Genomic DNA, 24,394 nt, shown 5'->3' on the forward strand with positions numbered 1-24,394 from the left:
GCTCCTAATAAAACTTAAAAACAACTGCAATAAATACTGAATATGCTAACGAAAGAATCATTGCAATTTTTAGACGATTTAAAAAAGAATAATAATAGAGACTGGTTTCAGGATAACAAGAAACGATACGAGGTTTTCAAAAAAGATTATCATCAATTGGTAAGTGATTTTCTGGACGCGATGAAACCTTTGGATCCTTCGTTAGAATTACTGGAAGTTAAAAATTGCACTTTTAGAATCAATCGTGATATTCGTTTCTCAAAAGATAAATCTCCTTATAAAGCCCATTTAGGCGTTTGGATGTCGGCTGGTGCAAAAGGAGCTAATCGTTCGGGATATTATGTGCATATTGAAAAAGGTGCGAGTTTTATTGCCGGTGGATTTTATTCTCCAGAATCCGAAGATTTAAAAAAAGTACGCAAAGAGATTGCTTTTTTTCATGATGATCTTGAAGCTATTCTGGCCGATAAAAACTTTAAAAAAGAATTTGGAAGTTTAGACATAAATGAAAACAATTCACTTAAAAGTATGCCGCGTGGTTACGAAAAAGACCATCCTGCAATTGAGTTTTTAAAATTGAAAAGTTTTACTGCAACTCAAAAATATGACATTAGCGAAGTAACCAAAAAAGATTTCGTCGCCAAAATGAGTCAAAAATTAATCGCTTTAAAACCTTTAAACGAATTCATCAATCGCGCTTTAGAAACAGATGAATTTTAAATACCAATAAAAGTTGCCACGAATTTCACAAATTAGCACGAATTTTTCTATTCAGTTTTTACAAAGTTTTAATTGGTGGAAATTTGTGAAATTTGTGGCAAAAAAACCTCAAACTTACCGAATGAAAAGAAAAATACTTTTTCTGGGAGAATCTTATCGTGCCGATGCCATAACCTGGATGAAAGGTTTAAAAGAATTTGGCGATTTTGAAATTATAACCTGGGAACTTCAAACTCCAAACAATTCAAAAATCAACCGATTCAAACGTATCGCAGAATACTTCTTCTCTCCTATTTCGATTCGGAAAATCATTCGACAACAAAAACCGGATATGGTAATTGCCGAACGAACTACAAGTTATGGCTTTCTTGCTGCGTTATCAGGATCTAAAACTATTGCCATTGCACAACAAGGCCGAACCGATTTATGGCCGGAAACTTCTGTTTTGCATCCATTGAAGAAATTCATTCAGAAATATGCTTTCAAAAAAGCACATTTAATTCATGCCTGGGGTCCGGTTATGACGATCTCCATGAAAGAAATTGGTGTTGATATGAGTAAGGTTTTGGTTATCCCGAAGGGAATTGACTTAACTCTTTTTTCTCCCACCGTAAATAATTCAAATAAAATAGAAGCCATTGTAACGCGTTCGCTGCAACCAGAATATCGCCACGATTCTATTTTGAAAGCTTTCGCTATTTTACACCAAAAACGAATTGATTTTTCGCTGACCATTGTTGGTGATGGAACTCGTTTACAGTTTCTGAAAGATTTAGCCAAAGATTTAGAAATCGAAAATAAAGTGATTTTTACGGGAAGAATTCCGAATACTGATCTTCCTAAATTATTACAACAATCGAATATTTATATCAGCATGCCTATTACCGAAGGTGTTTCTGCATCATTGTTTGAAGCAATGGCTTGTAATTGTTATCCCGTAGTTTCTGATATTGCAGGAAATCAAAGCTGGATCAAACATCGTGAAAACGGACAATTAATCGAAATTGATAATATTGAAATGCTTGCAGAAGAATTGATTTGGTCTTTTGAAAATGTTCAATCAAGAAATAATGCGATTTTAGAGAATAGAAAATTTGTAGAAGAAAATGCTAATTATGATATTAATATGAAGGTCATTGCAGACAAATATCATAAGTTACTGGATTCTCGCGTCATTATTTAACCGCAAAGAGCGCTAAGATTTACGCTATGAACGCTATGCTTTGCGAACTTCACGTCAATCTTAGCGCTCTTTGCGACAAAACATTTTACTCAATCAACGCGGATATGCTAAAGAAACTTTTTGTTTAATTCCGTTATAAAGAACATAATGAAAATCTTCATCTTTTCGCACAAGAAACAGTTCTCCATATGCTTCTTTTTTTGAGTATACAATTTTATAATCCGACAAACCAATCAGCTTGTTACTAAGATAATCTTTTACAACTTCTTCGGGAATATTTGCATTTGTATTTATCCATGAATACTCATAGCCCTTCCAATTTTTATCAAATGTTTTAAGCATTTCAGTATATAGCATTTTATCTTTATCATCTTGTAAAACACCATTACTTTTAATTAATCGAATAGAATTCTCTTCCTTATAAATATAAAAAACTCCTAAATCTTTAATGATATCTGATGTTTTAATTTCTAACATACCTGCATATAGCCCTTGCAGATGAACATCCTCGACAATAAATCGTATATGATAATCATCAATTAACGTATAAGTTCCAGAAGGAAGAACTGAACTTCCATTTAAACAAGGAACTATATCTTCATTAAAAAACATACCATCCTGAGTTAATATTAAAGCATTACCATAAACACGTTTCTCTTGTCTTACCAAAGAATATTCTTCCATATCTCTTACCCCAATCGGTTCTCTAACTTCCCATCTCCCTACCATATTGGTTTGTGAAAAAGAAATCATTGAAAAAAACAGATTAACAAAAAGAAGTACAACTTTATTCTTCAGAATTGATTTAGACATAATTATACTATATTAATTATTTCAAACTTACAAAAAGAAAATATAAAAATCACAGAACTAAAGATTAACAAATTCTTTCCATTTTCAATGGATATTTCTTCAAAATCCAACTCAAATAAATTATAATCCTTACTTTTAACCCAGATTTAAAAGCCTTTTATTTATGGAAATCCAATCCAATTTTTCTTTAAAAAATTACAATACTTTTGGTATCGAAGCCAAAGCCAGACAATTTGTTGCCGTTCATTCAGTTACTGAATTGAAAACTATTTTAGAAGAAAACAAAAACGAAAAAAAGTTTATTCTTGGCGGAGGAAGCAATATGCTTTTAACGAAAGATATCGATTCGCTGGTGATTCATATTGATTTAAAAGGCAAAAAGATCGTCAAGGAAGATGATGATTTTGTTTGGGTTGAAAGTCAGGCCGGCGAAACATGGCACGATTTCGTACTTTATACCATTGAAAATAATTTTGGTGGCTTAGAAAACATGTCATTGATTCCGGGAAATGTAGGCACAACTCCTGTTCAAAATATTGGTGCATACGGAACTGAAATAAAAGACACTTTTGTTTCGTGCGAAGCAATGAATATTGAAACTCAGGAAATGAAAACCTTTACTAATCCTGAATGTAATTTTGGATATCGAGAAAGCATCTTTAAAAATGAGGTTAAAGATCAATATATTATTACATCGGTAATTTATAAACTAACAAAACGCAATCATAAAATCAATACTTCTTACGGAGATATTACTGCTGAATTGGCTAAAAACAATATCACAACTCCTACTTTAAAAGATGTAAGTAACGCTGTAATTGCTATCAGACAAACTAAATTACCTGATCCTAAAGAACTCGGAAACAGTGGAAGTTTTTTTAAAAATCCGATTTTATTGAAATCTGATTTTGAAAAAATTCACCAGAAATTTCCAGAAATGAAATATTATGAAGTTTCTGAAACGGAAGTAAAAGTTCCGGCTGGCTGGTTAATTGAACAGGCTGGTTTTAAAGGAAAACGTTTTGGTGATGCCGGTGTGCACAAAAATCAGGCTTTGGTTCTAGTTAATTATGGAAATGCAACTGGTCAGGAAATTTTAGCCGTTTCAAAAGATGTTCAAAAAACTGTTTTTGAAACTTTCGGTATTCATATTGAAGCCGAAGTGAATGTTATCTAAGTTGGATTTTATCCGTTAATTTCTAAATGAAAAAACTTAACTTCAAAGTAATTTTCTTTCAAATAATTGGAATCATTTCACTTATTCACGGCATATTGCAATTAAGATTTTTTACCGTCGCTGAAAAGTTTATTTGTGCCACAAATTATTTTCAAAATAAAAAATTAGAATGCTGGAGCAGATTATTCCCTAAAAAAGAAGATGTTATGGGTTTTTGGCCGAGTATCTATATCTGGATATTTTTAGGTTTTTTGCTTGGAATTTTCATAGCTTCTTTCCTTAATTGGAGAAACAGATTTTCATCACTAAACACAATTTTAGTTGCAATAGTAATGTACATTATTATGCGATTTAAATTTTTTAGAAAAGGAATATTATCCCGTTTATTTGACTCTTTCGTATCAATATTTTCAGATGATCCTGCTACCCAATTTATCGTTGGAGGAATTATTTTCACTTTAATTGGTGTCGCAATTTTATGGTTAAGCGTCAAACCAAATTTATCTAATTCCAGAAAAGATATAATTTAAATTTATGACAGAAACCATTTCCATAAAAATCACAAATCCAAATGAAAAAGTTGCAGCAATTATAGACGAATTGTCTGCAAATCTTTATCTTCGTTTTGGAAGCGATGGAAAGAATTCTTTTACTGAATGGCAGCAAAATAATTCAAAATATGTTTTTGTTGTAGCCGAAATAAACAATGAAATTGTGGGTTGCGGAGCGATTAGGCCAATTTCTGAAACTGTTGGAGAAGTAAAAAGGATGTATTCTAAATATCCCCGAAAGAAAATTGGTAAAACAATTTTAGCTTTTTTAGAAGGTATAGCCTCAAAAAGTGGTTATGAGGAATTGATTTTAGAAACGAGAATAAAAAATACTGAAGCTACACAGTTTTACGAAAAACAAAATTATAAAGTAATTCCAAATTACGGAAAATATAAGGATCGACCGGAAGCTATTTGTTTCGGAAAATTTTTAAAATAAAACTCACAAAGATGTATACACCAGACTTATACAAAAACGAAGATCCGGAATCAATCAGAACCTTTTTGAAAGAAAACAGTTTTGGAATTTTGATCAATCAAACCAATGGAAAATTATGCGCCACTCATATCCCGATAGAACTTGAAGTGAATGCTGAGGGAAAAGAAATTCTGGAAGGACATATTTCAAAACTAAATCCGCAGGCAGAAGGTTTTGCCGAAAATGATCAGGTTTTAGCTGTATTTACGGGACCGCACAGTTATATTTCTTCTTCCTGGTACGATCACGAAAATGTTCCAACATGGAATTATATAGCCGTGCATGTTTACGGACGAATTAAAATTGTTGACTACGAAACTGGAGTTGAACAATTAAAAAAATTAGTAGATAAATACGAAGCTCATTCAGAAAATCCTGTTCGCGTTGAAGATTTATCTGCCAAAACAATGCGTGAAGCTCGCGGTATTTTCAGCTTTGAAATTGAAATCTATGAAATTCAGGCTACAAAAAAACTATCACAAAACCGTGACGATCATAATTATAAAAACATAATATCTGAGTTAGAAAAAACAGAAAACCCTCAATCTATTGCTGTTGCAAAAGAAATGTCAAAATGCCGAAAGTAAATTGGTTTTAACCATTGAAAATTAGGAATTCATAAGTACATTTGCACTCGCAAGAATCAGAAATCAAAAGACATTAAAACCAGATGCTTATATATATATTTTACTTTTTTATTGCTGTAGTTGTTGTACAACTTTTTTATTATCTAGGAATTTTTGGCAAATTTGCTTTTGCCAAACCACAAACCATTACGCCAAAAAACATTCCTGTTTCAGTAATTGTCTGCGCAAAAAATGAAGAAGATAACGTTAAAAACTACATTCCGTTATTAGCAGAACAAGATTATCCTGATTTTGAAGTTGTTTTAATTGACGATGCATCAAGTGACGAAACGCTGGAAGTTTTTGAAGAGTTTGAAAAACAATATTCAAACATTCGTTTGGTTAAAGTACAAAACAACGAAGCCTTTTGGGGCAATAAAAAATACGCTTTAACATTAGGAATTAAAGCATCAAAAAAAGAATATTTATTATTTACAGATGCTGATTGTTATCCAACTTCAAAAAATTGGATTACTGCAATGGCTTCGCAATTTACAACAGAAAAAACCATTATTTTAGGATATGGCGGTTATGAAAAAAAGGAGCGTTCTTTATTAAATAAAGTAATTCGTTTTGAAACAGTTCTAACAGCAGTACAATATTTTTCATGGGCAAAATCCGGTTTACCCTATATGGGAGTTGGAAGAAATTTGGCTTATAAAAAAGAAGAATTTTTTAATGTAAATGGTTTTATCGAGCACATTCAGGTTCGATCAGGTGATGATGATTTATTTGTAAACCAGGCTGCAACAAAAGCAAACACTGCAATTGCGTATAGCCCGGAAAGTTTTACATATTCTAAACCGAAAGAGTCTTATAAGGCTTGGTTTATTCAAAAAAGAAGACATGTCTCTACAGCAAATTATTATAAGTTTTTTGATAAAATGCAATTAGGCCTTTTTTACAGCTCACAATTATTTTTCTTTTTATTAGTTATATTATTGCTGGCTTTCCAGTTTCAATGGATTGCTGTGTTGGCATTATTGGCAACCCGTTATACAATTGCGTGGATTGTAATGGGCTTTTCTGCAGGAAAATTTAAAGAAAAGGATCTTAAAATTTGGTTTCCTGTTGTTGAAATCATGCTTATATTCACACAAATTAATATCTTTATAACTAATATCTTTTCAAAACCTGTACATTGGAAATAAATTCTAAAATAGAAAAAGCAAAAAAAGGCGACCAGATCGCCTTTACTTTTTTATTAGATTTTTATTGGAATGAAGTGTACAGTTTTATGCTAAAACGTACCGAAAACGAAACTACCGCAGAAGACATTACAATCGAAACTTTCTCCAAAGCTTTTGATAAAATTGGATCCTACAATTCTGAATTTCAGTTTAACACCTGGTTAATTGCCATCGCAAAAAATGTCTATATTGATTTACTGCGAAAAAAGAAAACCAGTCTTTTTGTTGAAATTACAGATGCTGAAGATCAACAAGCCTACAACATTGCAGACACCACTCCATCTGCAGAAGATGCTCTGATAAAAGAGCAAAATCTATCCCGTTTACTACAATGTATTAAAGAACTGAAACCACATTATCAGGAAGTAATTCAATTGCGTTACTTTCAGGAAATGACATATCAGGAAATTGCGCTCAAAATTAATGAGCCTTTAAGCAATGTAAAAGTAAAACTACTTCGAGCTAAAAAATTATTAGCAGAAATCATCGAACGTAATAGATAATTTATTATCTTTAGATAAAGAATAAAAAATCTTCTTATTTATTCGTAAAACATTATCAATTTAACAAACAAGTTCTTTAATTTTCCGTCCTTAGTTACACACTAATTCCAGTTGGCTTATGATTTGATGTTTACTTAACCTTAAAATCCAATTAACTATGTCTAAATCCAGTATCTACGAATCCAAGTGGACCAATCTTGTTTTCGAAAACAAAAACAAAGAGTACGGAGCGTATCAATTGCGCCAGGAGAATCCAAAAACAACTATTACAGCACTTTTTATGGCACTGCTATTAATAGCAGGATTAGGAAGCGTATCGATGCTGATTAGTAAATTTAGAACGGCGCCTGTTGCAGGACCAGAAATTATTATTTGCCCACTCCCGCTAACACCAGTAAATCTTAGTCCGATTGACGTAAAACCAGAGCCCCCTGCTCCAGTTACCACTGTTCAGCAAACTGCAACAGCATCGCCTGATGTACAATTGACAAATCCTGTTGTAGTAGCTACAGCTCAGGCGACTCCAGATGTTATTGCACCTAACACACAGAACGCTTCTGCAGTAGATAATTCTTCTGCGGGAACAGGAACTTCTGTTAATACAATACCATCAACTGGCAACGGTGGCGGAGAAGGTGTTGAACCTGCAGATACAGGAAATTCAATTGTAAACACTGCTGTTTTAGACAAAATGCCGGAATTCCCAGGAGGAATGGCTAAGTTTTACACTTATGTGGGAAACAATTTTACAAGACCAGAATTAGATGCTGAAAGAACTTTAAAAGTTTATGTTTCTTTTGTAATCGAAAAAGACGGCTCAATAACTGATATCATGGTAAGAAATGATCCTGGTTATGGAGTTGGCAAAGAAGCTATTCGAGTATTAAAATCATTAAAAACAAAATGGAGTCCGGGAATATTAAACGGTAAAGCGGTCCGAACTGCATATAATCTTCCAATTACAATAAAATCGGAAGCTGAATAAAAAAGCAAAAAGCAGAACTTAGGTTCTGCTTTTTTTATGGAATTAAGCCAACCATTAAGAGATTAAGAAAATTAAGTTCGAATTCTTCAAAAAAATAATTCTCGGCAATTAAAAAGGCATATTGTTTAATTTTTCTTAATCTCTTAATAGTAAAAAAACGACATCTTTTTTTATTTTAATTACTTTTACAGTACAACAACAAAACAATTCATTAAAATAAAAAATCAATCAAAATGGGAATATTTTCAGCACTTCTTGGAAACGCCGGCGCGGTTAGTCAGGAAGATTTAATTAAAAAATACGGTCAGCTTTTAACTGATAACGAAGAAGTAGAAATGGGTTTTAAATTAATTCGTGACACTTTTATCTTTACAAATAAAAGATTAATCTTAGTTGATGTACAAGGAATTACAGGAAGTAAAACAGAATACAAATCAATCGCTTATAAAAGCATTACTCGTTTTAGTATTGAAACCGCAGGAACTTTTGATCTTGATGCCGAATTAAAAATATGGGTTTCAAGCGAATTGCAGCCTAGTATAGTAAAACAATTTACTAAATCTGTAAATGTGTATGAGGTACAAAAAGTTTTAGCACATCATGTTTTGGGATAATCTTAAAAATAAAAACCCGACAAATTTTAAAAACTTGTCGGGTCTATTTTTACACTCAAAACTATTATTTCTTTTTAGTTGTAGTTTTCTTTGTTGTAGTTTTTTTAGTCGTTGTAGCTTTAGCAGGAACTGTATTTACAATTTTTTGCTGTACATACGCTTTATACACACCATCTTTCTCAGCTCTTTTCTTAGCGTCGTCAGCTCTTTGTTTAGAATCCGGATGTGAACTCATCATCTGATCAATAAATGAAGCTTCTGTTCCTTCACTCATTTTAGCCAGAATTCTAAAAGCAGATTCTTCGGCATTTACATTGTAGCCATTCTTTTTCAGGAAATTATACGAGAATAAATCAGCATCTGCTTCTTGCTTACGGCTAAATTTACTATCGATAATAGAACTTCCTATTTTTCCTAACTGACTGTCTGTAACGCTTGCAACTGTAGTTGACTGAGAAGCTGCAGCATCCATTAAAGCCTCCTTTTTATAAGCCGCCTTAATTGCATCTCTCGAATCATTATTAGCAACGTGACCAATTTCGTGACCAATAACCGCCAATAATTCGTTATCATCCATAATATCCATTAATCCAGAATATACACGAACGCTTCCATCTGCGGTAGCAAAAGCATTTACTTCTTTTAATTTATAGACTTTATAGTTTAAAGTATAGCCTTCGCCCGTTGTATGTTTTCCAAAAACTCTGTTAAGTCTTATAGCGTATCCATCTGTTGCAGGAGCAATTTCATGTTCTGCATCCATTTTATCTACTGCGGCTTTAGACAATGCTGCAGCATCGGCATTACTAAAGGTAAAACCCGTAACACCTTTTTGAACAGCACCTATTGCTTTTTCTCCAAAATTAATCTGTGCATTCATTTTAGTAAATCCGAAAGCAGCAAAAACTCCCATTACAATTAATTTCTTTTTCATGTTTTTTAATTATTACAATTTAACAACAAATGTACTATTAAGAAAATATCATTTTATCCTTTGCAAGCATATTTTTTAACAAATAAAGGTATAATTTTTAAATGACTAAAAGTCAACTTAATATCATAATTATTCATTTTATAACCGCAAATGAATAAAAAATCAGAACATTAGATAACTTTCTTGTTTTTTAAACGCAATATTTTAACATATTAACCACTCAATTAGCAAACTGACTTTCTTAAAATCTCCAAAAATACAATCCCAAATTAAACTATAAACGAATCTCCAAATAAACTACATTGCTTATCTTTGTCTTTTGAATTTTGATATATGGAAACAGTCATTGAGAATATACCAACTGTAAAACCTAAATGGTTGAAGGTAAAACTTCCAATTGGACAAAAATATACTGAACTACGTGGTTTAGTCGACAAATACAGCTTAAATACTATTTGTACATCCGGAAGCTGCCCCAATATGGGAGAATGCTGGGGAGAAGGTACAGCAACTTTTATGATTTTAGGTAACGTTTGTACACGTTCTTGCGGTTTTTGCGGTGTAAAAACCGGCAGACCTGAAACGGTAGATTGGGACGAACCTGAAAAAGTAGCCCGTTCTATAAAAATCATGAACATTAAACATGCCGTAATAACAAGTGTTGACAGAGATGATTTAAAAGATGGCGGATCTATTATATGGATAGAAACTGTGAAAGCTATTCGCAGAATGAACCCAAATACTACTCTGGAGACTTTAATTCCGGATTTTCAAGGAATTGAAAGAAACATTGACAGAATCGTAGAAGCAAATCCTGAAGTGGTTTCGCATAATGTTGAAACCGTTCGTCGTTTAACACGCGAAGTACGTATTCAGGCCAAATACGATCGCAGCCTTGAAGTTTTGCGTTACTTAAAAGAAAAAGGAATCAACAGAACCAAATCTGGTATTATGCTGGGTCTTGGAGAAACTGAAGAAGAAGTTTTTCAAACCATGACCGATTTACGAAATGCAAATGTAGACGTTGTTACTATTGGCCAATACCTGCAGCCAAGTAAAAAACATTTACCTGTAAAAGAATTTATTACCCCGGAACAATTTGCTAAATATGAAAAATTTGGTTTAGAATTAGGTTTCCGTCATGTCGAAAGCGGACCATTAGTTCGTTCTTCATATAAAGCACAAAAACATATTTTATAAAAAAGGTTATTTGTTTAATTGTTTATTCGTTTAATGTCAAGACATTAAAACGAATAAACAATTAAACGATTAAACAAATAAACGTAAATCTTGAAAACTAGAATTGCTATTAACGGTTTTGGAAGAATTGGCAGAAATTTATTTCGTCTTCTTTTAAACCACCCTGAAATTGAAGTTGTTGCGATCAATGACATTGCTGATAATAAAACTATGTCGCATTTAATAAAATACGACAGTATTCACGGTGTATTGCCCTGCAAGGTGAGTCACGATGAAGAAAGCATAATTGTTGACGGAAAACATTTTTTATTTTTTCATGAAAAAAGCATTTCAAATTTAGACTGGAGAAGTTATAACATTGATTTCGTAGTAGAATCAACAGGAAAATATAAAACGCACGAAGAATTAAATGCGCATATTATTGCAGGAGCAAAAAGAGTAATTCTTTCGGCTCCATCAGAAGTTGACACTATAAAAACAGTAGTTTTAGGAGTAAATGACCATATTTTAGACGGAAGTGAACTTATAGTTTCGAATGCAAGCTGTACGACAAACAATGCTGCTCCGATGATAAAAATCATCGATGAATTATGCGGAATCGAGCAAGCATATATAACAACGATACATTCTTACACAACAGACCAAAGCCTTCATGACCAGCCACATAAGGATTTACGCAGGGCCAGAGGCGCAAGTCAGTCAATTGTTCCAACAACTACAGGTGCAGCTAAGGCATTAACAAAAATTTTTCCTAAATTGCATGAGAAAATAGGTGGTTGTGGAATTCGCGTACCGGTTCCAGATGGTTCATTAACCGATATAACATTTAATGTAAAGCGCGCCGTAACTATTGAAGAGATTAACAAAGCATTCGAAAAAGCCTCAAATACAAATTTAAAAGGAATATTAGATTACACAGAAGATCCGATCGTTTCGGTTGATATAATTGGCAATACAAATTCGTGTTTATTCGACGCGCAACTTACGTCTGTAATTGATAAGATGGTAAAAGTTGTGGGTTGGTACGATAATGAAATTGGCTATTCATCCCGATTAATTGATTTGATTTTACTGATGAGAAAAACATAAATTCATTGTAAAAGCATTGCAATACATGAAATACCACCTTTTAATTCTAATTAGTTTTTTTACTTCAATTTTGTATTCTCAAACTAAGCAGAATATAGATAGTATTGCCTATTATAACAAGTTAGCCAACACCAATCTTAAGACTAAAAAATACGATCAGGCGGTTTTCTTTACACAAAAATCCATAGATTTTTGCGAGACCAATCACAAATCTGAGGGTTTAGCCAACCAGACTTTTAAGCTCGGCAAGATTTATTACAATCAACAAAAATATGAGGAAGCATTAAAAAACTTTCACAAAAGCGTTTCATTGTTTGATAACTTTAAACCAACATGCACCAAAGCTTTGGCACTACATTATATTGGAGTAACCAATATTGCAAAAGGTAATCATAAAACGGCTGAGATTTATTATAAAAAAGCCCATAGGCTACTTAAAAGATTAAATATTGTTGATAGTGCCGAAATTTTAAACTATCAAAAAGCGATGGCATTTAAAACCAATAACGATTTAAAAGCCGCAACAAAAACCTTTCAGGCAATACTCGAAAAACCTGACAATTCTTCTCTTTTAAAAACCAAAATCGATTCTTATTATCAGCTTGGTTTAATCGAAACTCAACTCAAACAAAACGACTCGGCAATTATTTATTACGACACTGCCCTGGAACTTAACTCAAAAACAACTGATTTAATTCAGAAATCAAAAATTGTTTTAGCTATAAGTCAGTACTATAAAGAAAACCGAAATTTTGATCTCGCCTATTCATATCTGGACGAACATTATCAAATAGAAAACTATATTTTAAAGTTGAAAAATGCCAAAATTGATTTGAATGAATTCGAAAGATTCAAAAAAAATCAATCTTTAAACAATACTTTAAAACGGGAAAGTGAAGAAAAAATTCAGTTAAAAACCTATCGCTATTCTAAACTTGTCAGCATTTTGGCAATCGCCTTGATTTCTATTTTATCGCTTTTGAGTTTGGCTTTATATAAAAACAATATTATACGAAATCAGAATAATTTACTTTTAAAAGAAAAAAACAAAGAACTTATTCTGGCCAAAAACAAGGCCGAAAAAGCATCAAAAGCCAGATCTGAATTTTTATCTACCGTAAGTCACGAACTTAGAACACCACTGAACGCTATAAACGGAATCACACATTTACTTCTTGAAGATCGTCCGAAGAAAAAGCAATTAAAATATCTTGAATCATTAAAATTCTCCGGAAACTATCTTACTACTTTTATCAATGAAATTCTGGAAATAAACAAAATAGATTCTACAAAAGTCGAAGTCGAACATATTAGTTTTAATTTAAAAGAATTACTCTTTAATATTCAGGGTTCGTTAAAAGAGTTGGCAACTGCCAATAAAAACTATTTTAACCTTGAAATAGACAAAGAAATTCCTGATAGCTTAATTGGCGATTCGACAAAAGTTTCTCAAATTATATTGAATTTAATTAATAACGCTTTAAAATTCACACAAAACGGAAACGTAAATGTGATTGCAAAATTATTTGATAAAACTGAAGAGAATGCAACCATTTACTTTGAAATTGTCGATACCGGAATTGGTATTCCTGAAGATAAATTACAAACTGTTTTTGAAAGCTTCTCGCAAGGGTCTGTAGAAGTTAACAGAAAATATGGCGGAACCGGTTTAGGGCTTACTATTGTAAAAAAACTTATTGAGCTTTTGGGCGGAGAAATTAAGTTGAAAAGTGAAGTAGGCAAAGGTTCGACTTTTACTTTTAAGCTAGATTTCAGCATTAACCATGAACCAATGGAAAAAGCGGAAGAAGTAAAACCATACAACGATACACAACTAAAACACAAATCTATTTTATTGATTGAAGACAACAAAATCAATCAGATGATTACGCGAAAAATGTTGGAAAACAAAGCTATTTATTGTGAAATAATCGATAATGGCGAAGATGCCGTAGAGCTTTTAAAAGTAAAACATTTTGATATGATTCTAATGGATGTTCATTTACCCGGAATCAACGGAACAACTGCCACCAAACAAATTCGTGAATACGATAAAACAACTCCAATTATTGCATTAACAGCTATTTCACTTGACGAAAATAAAGATATGCTTTTAGCTTTTGGAATGAACGATGTCATTACAAAACCTTTTGTACCTGATGAATTTTACAGTACAATTGCTAAGTTTTTCGATTAGTTTTTTTTAAGCTTCTAAGATGCTAAGAGACTAAGATTCTAAGTTATTTTTTATGTACTCTAAAATGGTCACATCAAAGTTTTGCTGATTATTGATGAATTTACTTTTTATAGGAAGATAATATAATTGCGAAATCAGTTTTGAATCTTTTAAGCGAACATAATCTTTTTCTGTTGTAATGATTTTTTTGTTTTGAGCTTTATTCTGAATCATTTCCAAATCTTTTTCAGAAAAATGATGATGATCCGGAAAAGTCAGACATTCGTCATTTTCGTTTTTTAAGTAATCAAAAAATGGAGTTGGTTTTGCAATTCCTGCCAAAAGTAATTTGGACTCATTTCTAATTTCATTTACAGCAATTTTTTCGTCTTTACCATAGATTGCGTCATCATAATCTATAAAAGTAAAATACAATTGTTGGGAACTGTTTAGTTTTAATTTTCCCCAGATTTCACTTTGCTTTTCATCAGATAAATTCTTCGGACATTTTGTTACGATGACAATTTTGGCGCGACTGGCTCCGCTCCTGCTTTCACGTAAATTTCCGGTTGGCAGCATAAAATCATCAGCGTACAAATCATCATAGGAAGTTAGTAAAATATAAAAACCTGCTTTTACTTTTCGATGTTGATAAGCATCATCCAGTAAAATTATCTGTGGTTTTATTTTTTGAGAAAGCAATTGTGTAATTCCGTTTGTTCTGTTTGCATCAACAGCAACCTGAATGTTTGGAAACTTTTGATAAAACTGAAATGGTTCATCTCCTAAAATTTCGGCATTTGAGGTAGCATCTGCCAAAACAAAACCTTCAGATTTCCGCTTGTAACCGCGGCTTAAAGTTGCTATTTTATATTTATCAGATAATAATCGAATTAAATATTCAATTTGGGGAGTTTTTCCAGTTCCGCCAACACTCAAATTCCCAACGGCAATAACGGGAATATCAAATGAAGTTGATTTTAGAATTCCTTTATCAAAAAGGAAATTCCGGATAGAAGTAATGAATCCGTATAAAACGGCGAAAGGAAAAAGTAATATTCGAAGTAGGTTCATAAAGTTATTTGTCAGAATAATGTCCCATGGCGGAGATTACGAACACGGTTACAATATCATCCTGTACCTTATATATTATTCTGTCTTTAGAATTTATTTCTCTTGACCAAAATCCAGTAAGTCCGTGTTTTAATGCTTCAGGCTTTCCAACACCTTCATAAGGCGTCTTACTAAGTTCTTCTAAGATCTGATTAATTTTTTTGATACTAGCTTGATTACCTGCTTTGAAATGTTTTTTCAAATGCGACTCCGCTAATTTTTCTATTTTAAGCCTAAACTTCCCCATACATCTTTTGGATCAACTTCTGTATAATCACCTCTTTTAGCTGAATCTAAAACCATTTTCACGAATTCAGGATTGTAAGAACCCTCTTCCTTTTTAAGTTTTTTTGAATCGGTTTCTATAATTTCAATTTCTTCAAAACCTTTAAAACTATTAAACATAGCGATAAAAGCTTTCCCTATTTTAGTGCGTTCGTTTATTTTTACAGTTAACGTTTTCATAGTTTTTTATTTAAACACAAAGATACAAAATTCGTACTATTTAGTAATATAATATATTACCAAAGTATTACTATTAAGTAGCATAAAATCACTAAAATTCGTACTATTACTAATATAATATATTAGCAAGTAAGAACTATTACATATCACAATATCATTGAAATATTTTAAGGTTAATGCGTTTATTCGTTAATTTGTTTAAAAAATTTAAGTTAATGGAACAACCTGAAACTTGAAACCTGAAACAAAAATTCAAATGAAAATCAAAAATATAATAGAAGTTCTGGAACAAATGGCTCCTTTGGCTTATGCCGAAGATTTTGACAATGTTGGACTTTTAGTTGGAAATTCAGAAACCGAAAGCACCGGAGTTTTAGTTTGTCATGATGCTCTCGAAAACGTAATTGATGAAGCCATTTCTAAAAACTTCAATTTGGTGGTTTGCTTTCATCCAATTTTATTCTCAGGAATTAAAAAAATCACTGGAAAAAATTATGTCGAACGCGCCATTTTAAAAGCTATCAAAAACGATATTGCTATTTATGCCGTTCACACCGCTTTGGATAATCATTCGCAAGGTGTTAACAAAATATTTTGCAATGCTTTGGGATTGATAAACACAAAAGTTTTAATTCCAAAACAGAATTTCATTCAAAAATTAGTTACGTACACAACTCCCGAAAACTCAGACAAAGTTCGAAATGCGATGTTTGAAGCTGGCGCAGGAACTATTGGCAATTATGATAATTGCAGTTTTAATAGCGAAGGTTTTTTTACTTTTCAAGGAAACGAGAACAGTAATCCTGTAATTGGTGAAAAAGGAAAATTACATACCGGAACAGAAATAAAAATCGAAGTTATTTTTGAAAAACACTTACAATCCAGAATTTTAAAAGCTCTTTTTGCTAATCATATTTACGAAGAAGTGGCTTATGAAATTTATGATCTTCAAAATTCCCATCAAAATATTGGTCTGGGAATGATTGGTGAATTTGAAACTGAAATGGATGAAAAAGAGTTTTTACAATTAGTAAAAGATAAAATGATTGCTGACGGAATTCGCCATTCTGCGTTTTTAGGTAAAAAAATAAAGAAAGTTGCCGTTTTGGGAGGTTCAGGGAGTTTTGCCATTAAAAATGCAATTATGGCCGGAGCCGATGCTTTTTTAACCGCCGATTTAAAATACCATCAGTTTTATGAAGCCGAAAACAAGTTACTTTTAGCCGATATTGGTCATTTTGAGAGCGAACGCTATACAAAAAACTATATTGTTGATTATCTTCGAAAAAAAATCCTTAATTTTGCCATCATTTTATCAGAAGAAAATACAAATCCAGTTAAGTACTTATAGAATATGGCGAATACGAAAGAATTAAGTGTTGAGGACAAGTTAAGAGCAATATACGATTTACAGCTTATTGACTCTAGAATTGACGAGATCAGAAACGTAAGAGGAGAACTTCCTTTAGAAGTGGAAGATTTAGAAGATGAAGTTGCAGGTTTGAGCACTCGTTCAGAGAAACTGAAAAGTGAACTTGAGGTTATTGAAGATCTTATCAAAGCAAAGAAAAACGCTATTGATGAGCACAAAGAGGTTATCAAAAAATACACAAAACAACAAGAATCAGTTCGTAATAACAGAGAATTTAATTCTTTGACAAAAGAGGTTGAATTTCAGGAATTAGAAATTCAATTGGCTGAAAAGCAAATCAAAGAAATGAAAGCTTCTATCGAACATAAAAAAGAAGTTATTTCTAATTTAAAAGAAAAACTTGACGCTAAAAGTTCTCATTTAAAACATAAAAAATCTGAACTTGATGCAATTATGGCTGAAACTCAAAAAGAAGAAATCTTCTTATCTGAGAAATCTGCTGAGTTTTCAGGTCAAATTGAAGAAAGATTATTGGCAGCTTACAACAGAATCAGAAGCAGTGTTCGTAATGGTTTAGCGGTTGTTTCTATCGAAAGAGGAGCGTCTGCAGGATCATTCTTTACAATTCCACCTCAAACGCAGGTAGAAATTGCTTCAAGAAAGAAAATCATCACTGATGAGCACTCTGGAAGAATTTTGGTTGACAGCGCATTAGCTGAAGAAGAAAAAGAAAAAATGGAACAATTGTTCTCTAAATTCTAAATATAAAATCCCGATCTAATCGGGATTTTTTTTTGCATAAAATTTTCCGCCACGAATTTCACTAATTTCACTAATTTTTATCTACTAAGAATAAAAATTCGTGCTAAATTTGTGAAATTCGTGGCGATACTTTTTGATCAGGTTTCGAATAATTATATTTTACCATTAAACAATTGGCTTTGGGAATTAAAAAAGGAATACGCTTCATTACATTGAAATCAGTTGGGCAATATATTAACTTCCTGAGTTATGTTCGTCCGCAAAAAGCTGTAGAACTTTCATACGCACTTTTTAGTCAGCCAAGAATAGGCAGATTACAAAAAGACACTTTACCTAAAGTTTTAAAAAATACCGAAACAGAAACGTTTCACCATAACGAACATCATTTTCAAACTTATATCTGGAAAGGAAATGAAACCAAAATCCTTTTGGTTCATGGATGGGAAAGTAATGCTTCGCGCTGGAAAAAAACGTTACCTCATCTTCAAAAATCAGGAAGTACTATTATCGCCATAGATGCCCCGGCACACGGACAAAGCAGCGGAAAGGAATTTAATGTTCCGCTTTATGCTGAATTCATCAATAAAGCTGTCGAAAAATACCAACCCGAAATTATTATTGGTCACTCTATTGGCGGTGCGGCTTGTGTCTACCATCAATATTTGTTTCCAAATACCAGTATTAACAAAATGGTAATTTTGGGAGCTCCATCAGATTTAAAAATATTAATTGATAATTATGTTTCGATGTTAAGTCTGAACACTAAAATGTTTTCACTTTTAGAAAGTAAATTCATGAATCGCTTCAACTTTAAGCTCGAAGATTTTTCCGGGCAAAAATTTGCTGCAGAATTTAATGTTTCCGGTTTAATTGCGCATGATACTTCAGATAATATTGTTTCGTTTGAAGAAGGCAAAAAAATCGCCAGTAACTGGAAAAACAGTCAATTTATAGAAACCAAAGGCTTAGGTCACGGAATGCATGATGATGAATTGTATGCTAAAGTGATTGATTTTTTGTTTTCTTCTTAAGGTTCAAAGGTGCAGAGGCACAAAGGGACAAAGGTTTTTTATTATTACGAGTAAATAATCTCAGTGTTGTCATTTCGAGGCACGAGAAATCTCCGCGAGTAACTCCGCAACGATAATCCAATCTTTATCGAGCTTCTCGCGGAGATTTCTCGTGCCTCGAAATGACAAATATTGCGAGCATTCGAAAATCCTAAACAACAATCTTAAAATACTTCAGCAACTCCTTCTCGCCTTTTCCAGTAATAATTATTGCTCTTGAATTTTTAGTTTTTCTGAGCCAGTCTTCAGATATCATTTTATTTAAAAGCAATGCACCAATTGAACCTGCCAAATGATTTCGCCTTTCGCTCCAGTCGAGGCACGGTTTTAAAAATATTCTTTTTTGTTTTTGGGCTTCTTCTATATTAATTCCAAAATCCGAGAACCATTTTTCGCCTTCAGAACTAATTTGAAAGGCATCATTCTTATTCAGAATTATTTTTTGTTCTAATAAACTATCAGTCAAAGCAACGCCAATTTTCCCAGCCAAATGATCGTAACAGGTTCTGCAATATTTTATTGGAGGATAAGTATCCTTTTCTTTCTTTAATCGAATTTCTGGTTTAGGAATAAGATTTGCCATTGCTTCTACAGCGTAAGCAACTTCTTTGTTTGAAAATCTATAATATTTATGACGTCCTTGCTTTTCTACAGAAAGTAATTCTCCTTCTAAAAGTTTGGTCAAATGCATACTTATATTTTGCGGAGAAGTATTGGCTACAATGGCAAGTTCGGTTGCTGTAAAAGCTCTTCCGTCGAGCAATGTCCACATGATTACCGCGCGCGTTGGGTCGCCAATTAAGGTCGCTGTCTTTACAAATTGATCTTCCATATAGATTTCATAGTTAAATACAAACTGAAGTATTCGCTTGTAAAGTTAAATAACTTTGCTAAAAACAAATCAAATATGTCATCCAGTTTATTCTTTCAGTCAGAGGTTAAAGATCCTTATTCTATTTATAAATTAATGTTGGATAAAAATCCAGTTTATTGGGATGAAACCAATCAAATATGGGCAATTTACTCTTATGAGTATTGTGCTGAAATTTTGAAGAATTCTCAAGTTCAAATTCCGATTGTGAATCCGAATAATGAACAAAAACTAAATGAGTCTGCTTTAAAGGTCCTGAACAATCTAACTCGTTTATCAAACGGGATTCAACATGAAATTACGCGTGAAATTGCTGTTTTGTTATTTTCAAACATAAAATCTATCTCAATTGATCAAATTATTTCTCAATTGATTCAAAAGGATTTAAGCGATAACAAAATCGATTGGGTAAATTCTGTTTGCAAAAAATTACCCATTCTTACTGTTTTAAAAAGTTTTGGTTTTGAAGAAAAAGATTGTGAATTTATTTCAGGTAAAATAGATTCTTTCAGCAAAATTGTGCTTCCGCAGAAAACGGAGGAACAAGTAAAATTAATTAATGAAAATGCAGAGAAACTCTCTTTATTAGTCGAAAAACATTTTTCTTCTTTAGCGTTTTACAATTCCTTATTGATCAAAGTTTCCAACCAATATAATCTTTCAGTAGAAGAAATTAATCCGATTGCCGTCAGTAATTTTATTGGTTTGTGCATTCAGAGTTTTGATGCCGGACGTGGAATCTTGAGTAATTCCTTACTGCAAATTATTAACAACAAATCCTTTTTAAACAAAAAAGAAATAGAAAAAGCTGTTATCGAAACTTTGCGTTTTGATCCTCCGATTCATAATACCAGACGAATTGCAAATGAAGATTTTTACATCGGCGAAAGCCAAATTAAAAAAGGTGATTCGATATTGATTGTTCTGGCTTCAGCTAACCGTGATGCCCAAAAATTTGAAAATGCAATAGATTTTAATATTGAAAGAACTAATAATCATGAAAACCTGACTTTTGGGATTGGCGGACATATGTGTCTGGCTAAATATTTTTCTATCAATTTAGCGACCGAAGCTTTATTTTATTTAGTAAATGAGTACCAAAGTATTGCATTATTAGAAAACAAGATTGAATATGAACCTTTAATAAATGCCAGATTGCCAAAAAATATCTGGATTTCAATAAATAATTAAAACACAAAATATGATAGCTGTAATTTTTGAAGTAGTTCCGAATGAGGGGAAAAAAGAGGAATATCTTGACATCGCTGCCAATTTAAAACCAGAACTAAGTCATATTGATGGATTTATTTCGATAGAGCGTTTTCAAAGTTTTACCAATCCCGAAAAAGTTTTGTCTTTATCATTTTGGAAAGATGAAGAAAGCATTCAACAATGGAGGAATCTTGAAATGCATCGTTATGCCCAGGCAAAAGGAAGAAATGAAATTTTTAAAGATTACCATTTGAGAATCGCACATGTTGTTCGTGATTATGGAATGTTTGACAGAAAAGAAACGCCACAGGACAGCTCTGAGTTTCATTCTTAAGAAAAAGGTTCTGAGATGATAAGATTTTAAGTTTTTTTTGATCGATAATATCATAAAAATAAAAGAAAGTCCCAGCGGGACAATATGTTTATAGAAAATGATTAAAGCAAATTAAATGAGCCACAGTGGGGCGAAATATTAATATTGGGACAATAAAAATATCGCTCCGCTGGAGCTTTTTTCTCCGATTTTGTGAATTATCTATAAATATGATGCTCCGCCGGAGCTTTAGCTATATTGCAAGAAAATCTAAATTCTATTAAGTCCAACAATCTAAAATCTAAAATCTAAACTCTAAAATTGAATTTTTCCTTACTTTTGCAAGATGGAAGAGAATTTAAAACGTCTGAATAAATTTATTGGTGAAACAGGTTATTGTTCCCGTCGCGAAGCCGATAAATTAATTGAAGAAGGACGCGTGACAATAAATGGAGTTGTACCTGAAATGGGAACCAAAGTTTCGCCAGATGATGAAGTACGTATTGATGGAAAGCTGATTGTCGAGAAACATGAAAAAATGGTTTATTTGGCGTTTAACAAACCTACTGGAATTGAATGCACGACCAATTTAGAAGTTCGAAATAATATTGTGGATTATATTAATTATCCTAAACGTATTTTTCCGATTGGAAGATTGGACAAAGCCAGTGAAGGATTAATTTTTATGACAAATGATGGTGATATCGTAAACAAGATTTTGCGCGCCAGAAATAATCACGAAAAAGAATATACAGTTACAGTAAACAAACCTATTACAGATCGTTTTATTCAACGAATGGGAAATGGTGTTCCGATTTTGGATACTGTTACAAGAAAATGTAAAGTAGAGCAAATCAGTAAATACACGTTTAAAATTATCCTGACGCAGGGATTAAACCGTCAGATTCGTAGAATGTGTGAATATTTGGGTTATGATGTAACGGCTTTAAAGCGTATCAGAATTATTAATATTTCATTAGATATTCCGCTTGGTCGTTATCGCGATTTAACCGATGCAGAAATTAAAGAATTAAATCGTTTAATTGAGCCTTCGAGCAAAACTGAGGAAGCAAGTTTACCAAAAGAAGAAGTCCCAAGACGAAGAACAGAATTTATTTCAAAACACGATCCCCGATTTAAGAAAAAAGGAGATTATTAGTTTTAGAATTTCATATAAAACCCCGAATAATTCGGGGTTTTGTTTTTGATTATCAGCAAGTAAATTACGGGCAATTTGGCGTTTTATTCCAGTTTCCTGCGCCGTTCCAGTCATTTACAAGATCTCCTAATAAATCGATATTGGGTTGCTGCTGAAATGCGTACACCATAACGCCTTCGTAACCATTTTCTTTTAACCAGGAAACATCTTGTGATGGAGATGATGTTCGTGAAGGCTGTCCTGACCAAAAACCACAAACAAGCGTATTTTTTGCCATGCCAAAAGTGGTATAAACAGGAAGACGATCTTTTGGTTCTCCACCATAACCCATTTCCCAGCCATAAGTCAGGTTATCTGCCAGTGTTCTGTTTTGATATTTTGGCGTAAAATAGGCTAAATCATCCCATAAAGCTTTGGAAATAATTTTATCAGGCATAATTTCCTGCATTTTTGTAGTAACCGTCACTAACGAAGATGGATTTGGTGCCGGATTATCGCTATACTCATCATCAATATCTATTCCGTCTAAACCTATTCTGTCTACCACTTCTTTTAATTGGTGGGCAAAATTGACTGCTGTTGCTTCATCTGGAAACTCAGACCAACCTGTTCCGTCATGATTGTTTAATACAGAAAGCAATACTGTAATTCCTTTATTTTGCAATTTTTGAATATCTGCAGCTGTAAGTGCTGCATAATCTGAAGTTCCTACTACATATGGATATCCGGCAGGAACTTGTGTTTTTGGAGCCAATTCTACCTGTCCTTGCGGAAAAGGTTTTTTATTAATATTTGCCGAAAAAATACAAACCACATCAACCGCCGCACTGCCATCTGCCATCGTGTAGCAGCCTGGTGTTTGCAATTTATCTATACTTACATATGCAACAGACATTCCTGTTTTTTCGTATGAATCACATTGCGGTGCGCTACCGTACCAAGGTTCGCCACTAAAAAAGACAGCATCACCGGGATTAAAAATCCCTTTCTCTCCTAATGTTTCAAGAACCATATATTCTCTGCAAAAGAAAAAGAAACTGATTTTCGGGTTTTTAACTGCAATACGTTTGGCTTGTTCAGGCGAGCAATTTGGAACTCTCTCAATTAAGGTATTCCAATTGGCACCTTTAAACATTGCCACATTTGGTTTTTTTATCCAGGCCATTTTATAAATTTCTAAATTATTCTTTGGTTAAACAAAAAAACTAGAAATACAATAGGAGCATTTCTAGTTTTATTTTACTCAAAATGAGTGAAATTGAAATTAGAAGGTATATTTAATTTCAATTACGCTCATTTGCCCTTCTACAATTGTAGACCATTGTCCTGTAAATTCAGCACCATAAGATGCAGCAATTACAGAACCTACTTTTTGAGCTTCATCATTACTCCATAACGGACCAGCCAAAACGTTGGTTTTGTATTCGTTTTTACCTCCGTTTTTAACGTTTAGTTCTAATTCAACTACACTCATTTGACTGTCTACAACGGTACTCCATTGTCCTGTCCATTTACCTTGGTGTGCAGCTGCTACTAAAGGAGCTTTTTCGTTTGCGTCTTGTTGGCTCCAAATTGGGCCTGCCGGGATATTCACTTTAAATGTTGCCATGATACTAAATTTTAATTTATTGATTTGTTTGTTCCTACTCTTTTGGCTTTTCAGATACGCCTCGTTTTTTATGTGGTTACAGAACTCCACATTTACAAATGATTAATTTGTAGTTAACTTATTACCAGTAATATAAAAACCAAATACGCTAGCTTTATTTAATTTCTATAGTAAAAGTATTGCAGAACTTTATTTAACATCATAAATAT

General features: G+C 32.7%; 27 protein-coding genes. 19 read left to right on the forward strand and 8 right to left on the reverse strand.

Annotated features, from left to right (window positions below):
• Positions 1-42 precede the first annotated feature (42 nt).
• Positions 43-720, forward strand: a complete 678-nt coding sequence (locus SD960_RS03475; RefSeq protein ID WP_318800976.1) for a DUF2461 domain-containing protein — start codon at positions 43-45, stop codon at positions 718-720.
• A gap of 121 nt (positions 721-841) precedes the next feature.
• Positions 842-1,903 (forward strand): glycosyltransferase, encoded by a 1,062-nt coding sequence (locus SD960_RS03480; RefSeq protein ID WP_318800977.1) that lies wholly within the window; start codon positions 842-844, stop codon positions 1,901-1,903.
• A 93-nt stretch (positions 1,904-1,996) separates the two neighbouring features.
• On the opposite strand, the gene SD960_RS03485 is transcribed toward SD960_RS03480, so the two are convergent.
• Entirely contained in the window at positions 1,997-2,716 is a 720-nt protein-coding gene (locus SD960_RS03485; protein WP_318800978.1) for a hypothetical protein, read from the reverse strand.
• A gap of 163 nt (positions 2,717-2,879) precedes the next feature.
• On the opposite strand from SD960_RS03485, the gene murB reads away from it, so the two are divergent.
• The 8 genes from murB (at position 2,880) to SD960_RS03525 (ending at position 8,840) form a co-directional block, all read left to right on the forward strand.
• Complete coding sequence (gene murB, locus SD960_RS03490; protein WP_318800979.1) at positions 2,880-3,893, forward strand: UDP-N-acetylmuramate dehydrogenase; 1,014 nt, start codon at positions 2,880-2,882, stop codon at positions 3,891-3,893.
• Between the two features lie 26 nt (positions 3,894-3,919).
• Positions 3,920-4,423 (forward strand): hypothetical protein, encoded by a 504-nt coding sequence (locus SD960_RS03495; protein WP_318800980.1) that lies wholly within the window; start codon positions 3,920-3,922, stop codon positions 4,421-4,423.
• A gap of 4 nt (positions 4,424-4,427) precedes the next feature.
• On the forward strand, positions 4,428-4,883 hold the full coding sequence (locus SD960_RS03500; protein ID WP_318800981.1) for a GNAT family N-acetyltransferase: 456 nt from the start codon (positions 4,428-4,430) through the stop codon (positions 4,881-4,883).
• 11 nt (positions 4,884-4,894) lie between these two features.
• On the forward strand, positions 4,895-5,509 hold the full coding sequence (locus SD960_RS03505) for an FMN-binding negative transcriptional regulator (RefSeq protein ID WP_318800982.1): 615 nt from the start codon (positions 4,895-4,897) through the stop codon (positions 5,507-5,509).
• A gap of 83 nt (positions 5,510-5,592) precedes the next feature.
• Positions 5,593-6,699, forward strand: coding sequence for a glycosyltransferase (locus SD960_RS03510; RefSeq protein WP_318800983.1), 1,107 nt, complete (start codon positions 5,593-5,595; stop codon positions 6,697-6,699).
• Positions 6,690-7,241, forward strand: a complete 552-nt coding sequence (locus SD960_RS03515; protein WP_042566009.1) for an RNA polymerase sigma factor — start codon at positions 6,690-6,692, stop codon at positions 7,239-7,241. Before SD960_RS03510 ends, SD960_RS03515 begins: the two co-directional genes overlap by 10 nt.
• Positions 7,242-7,398: 157 nt before the next feature.
• A complete protein-coding gene (locus SD960_RS03520) occupies positions 7,399-8,226 on the forward strand; it encodes an energy transducer TonB (RefSeq protein ID WP_318800984.1) in 828 nt (275 codons plus the stop codon).
• 233 nt (positions 8,227-8,459) lie between these two features.
• Positions 8,460-8,840: a PH domain-containing protein gene (locus SD960_RS03525; RefSeq protein ID WP_042566006.1), complete on the forward strand. Its 381-nt coding sequence runs from the start codon at positions 8,460-8,462 to the stop codon at positions 8,838-8,840.
• A gap of 64 nt (positions 8,841-8,904) precedes the next feature.
• Here the strand turns inward: SD960_RS03525 and SD960_RS03530 are convergent, their stop codons facing one another.
• Complete coding sequence (locus SD960_RS03530) at positions 8,905-9,774, reverse strand: M48 family metalloprotease (protein WP_318800985.1); 870 nt, start codon at positions 9,772-9,774, stop codon at positions 8,905-8,907.
• Positions 9,775-10,107: 333 nt separating this feature from the next.
• Here SD960_RS03530 and lipA point away from each other — a divergent pair, with 333 nt between their 5' ends.
• The 3 genes from lipA (at position 10,108) to SD960_RS03545 (ending at position 14,260) form a co-directional block, all read left to right on the forward strand.
• On the forward strand, positions 10,108-10,974 hold the full coding sequence (lipA, locus tag SD960_RS03535) for a lipoyl synthase (RefSeq protein WP_318800986.1): 867 nt from the start codon (positions 10,108-10,110) through the stop codon (positions 10,972-10,974).
• A gap of 90 nt (positions 10,975-11,064) precedes the next feature.
• Positions 11,065-12,063 carry a type I glyceraldehyde-3-phosphate dehydrogenase gene (gene gap / locus SD960_RS03540; RefSeq protein ID WP_318800987.1) on the forward strand — a complete coding sequence of 333 codons (999 nt, stop codon included), beginning with the start codon at positions 11,065-11,067 and terminating at the stop codon, positions 12,061-12,063.
• Positions 12,064-12,088: 25 nt separating this feature from the next.
• Positions 12,089-14,260 (forward strand): ATP-binding protein, encoded by a 2,172-nt coding sequence (locus tag SD960_RS03545; RefSeq protein WP_318800988.1) that lies wholly within the window; start codon positions 12,089-12,091, stop codon positions 14,258-14,260.
• Positions 14,261-14,290: 30 nt separating this feature from the next.
• Here SD960_RS03545 and lpxK read toward each other — a convergent pair whose 3' ends face one another.
• The 3 genes from lpxK to SD960_RS03560 are packed head-to-tail and all read right to left on the reverse strand — an operon-like array spanning position 14,291 to position 15,817.
• Positions 14,291-15,313, reverse strand: a complete 1,023-nt coding sequence (lpxK, locus tag SD960_RS03550; protein WP_318800989.1) for a tetraacyldisaccharide 4'-kinase — start codon at positions 15,311-15,313, stop codon at positions 14,291-14,293.
• 4 nt (positions 15,314-15,317) lie between these two features.
• Positions 15,318-15,599, reverse strand: coding sequence for a Txe/YoeB family addiction module toxin (locus SD960_RS03555; RefSeq protein ID WP_318800990.1), 282 nt, complete (start codon positions 15,597-15,599; stop codon positions 15,318-15,320).
• Positions 15,575-15,817, reverse strand: a complete 243-nt coding sequence (locus tag SD960_RS03560) for a DUF2683 family protein (protein ID WP_318800991.1) — start codon at positions 15,815-15,817, stop codon at positions 15,575-15,577. The genes SD960_RS03555 and SD960_RS03560 overlap by 25 nt, the downstream gene beginning before the upstream one ends.
• A gap of 256 nt (positions 15,818-16,073) precedes the next feature.
• Here SD960_RS03560 and SD960_RS03565 point away from each other — a divergent pair, with 256 nt between their 5' ends.
• The 3 genes from SD960_RS03565 to SD960_RS03575 all read left to right on the forward strand — a co-directional run bounded on the left by SD960_RS03565 (position 16,074) and on the right by SD960_RS03575 (position 18,982).
• Complete coding sequence (locus SD960_RS03565) at positions 16,074-17,168, forward strand: Nif3-like dinuclear metal center hexameric protein (protein WP_318800992.1); 1,095 nt, start codon at positions 16,074-16,076, stop codon at positions 17,166-17,168.
• A gap of 3 nt (positions 17,169-17,171) precedes the next feature.
• Positions 17,172-17,951, forward strand: coding sequence for a zinc ribbon domain-containing protein (locus SD960_RS03570; protein ID WP_072974617.1), 780 nt, complete (start codon positions 17,172-17,174; stop codon positions 17,949-17,951).
• Positions 17,952-18,130: 179 nt separating this feature from the next.
• Positions 18,131-18,982 (forward strand): alpha/beta hydrolase, encoded by an 852-nt coding sequence (locus SD960_RS03575; RefSeq protein ID WP_318800993.1) that lies wholly within the window; start codon positions 18,131-18,133, stop codon positions 18,980-18,982.
• 190 nt (positions 18,983-19,172) lie between these two features.
• Here the strand turns inward: SD960_RS03575 and SD960_RS03580 are convergent, their stop codons facing one another.
• The gene (locus SD960_RS03580; RefSeq protein WP_318800994.1) at positions 19,173-19,853 is read right to left on the reverse strand and encodes a winged helix-turn-helix domain-containing protein; all 681 of its coding nucleotides are present in this window, start codon (positions 19,851-19,853) and stop codon (positions 19,173-19,175) included.
• Positions 19,854-19,928: 75 nt separating this feature from the next.
• On the opposite strand from SD960_RS03580, the gene SD960_RS03585 reads away from it, so the two are divergent.
• The 3 genes from SD960_RS03585 to rluF all read left to right on the forward strand — a co-directional run bounded on the left by SD960_RS03585 (position 19,929) and on the right by rluF (position 22,576).
• Entirely contained in the window at positions 19,929-21,083 is a 1,155-nt protein-coding gene (locus tag SD960_RS03585) for a cytochrome P450 (protein ID WP_318800995.1), read from the forward strand.
• 10 nt (positions 21,084-21,093) lie between these two features.
• Positions 21,094-21,438 carry an antibiotic biosynthesis monooxygenase gene (locus SD960_RS03590; RefSeq protein ID WP_318800996.1) on the forward strand — a complete coding sequence of 115 codons (345 nt, stop codon included), beginning with the start codon at positions 21,094-21,096 and terminating at the stop codon, positions 21,436-21,438.
• 325 nt (positions 21,439-21,763) lie between these two features.
• The gene (gene rluF / locus SD960_RS03595; RefSeq protein ID WP_318800997.1) at positions 21,764-22,576 is read left to right on the forward strand and encodes a 23S rRNA pseudouridine(2604) synthase RluF; all 813 of its coding nucleotides are present in this window, start codon (positions 21,764-21,766) and stop codon (positions 22,574-22,576) included.
• A 64-nt stretch (positions 22,577-22,640) separates the two neighbouring features.
• Here rluF and SD960_RS03600 read toward each other — a convergent pair whose 3' ends face one another.
• Both SD960_RS03600 and SD960_RS03605 read right to left on the reverse strand, forming a co-directional pair.
• Positions 22,641-23,741 carry a glycosyl hydrolase family 18 protein gene (locus tag SD960_RS03600; RefSeq protein WP_318800998.1) on the reverse strand — a complete coding sequence of 367 codons (1,101 nt, stop codon included), beginning with the start codon at positions 23,739-23,741 and terminating at the stop codon, positions 22,641-22,643.
• Positions 23,742-23,840: 99 nt separating this feature from the next.
• Entirely contained in the window at positions 23,841-24,185 is a 345-nt protein-coding gene (locus tag SD960_RS03605; protein ID WP_318800999.1) for a mannan-binding lectin, read from the reverse strand.
• Positions 24,186-24,394: the final 209 nt, after the last annotated feature.

Origin of the sequence: Flavobacterium sp. MMLR14_040, assembly GCF_033657265.1 — a bacterium.
Classification (GTDB): Bacteria; Bacteroidota; Bacteroidia; order Flavobacteriales; family Flavobacteriaceae; genus Flavobacterium.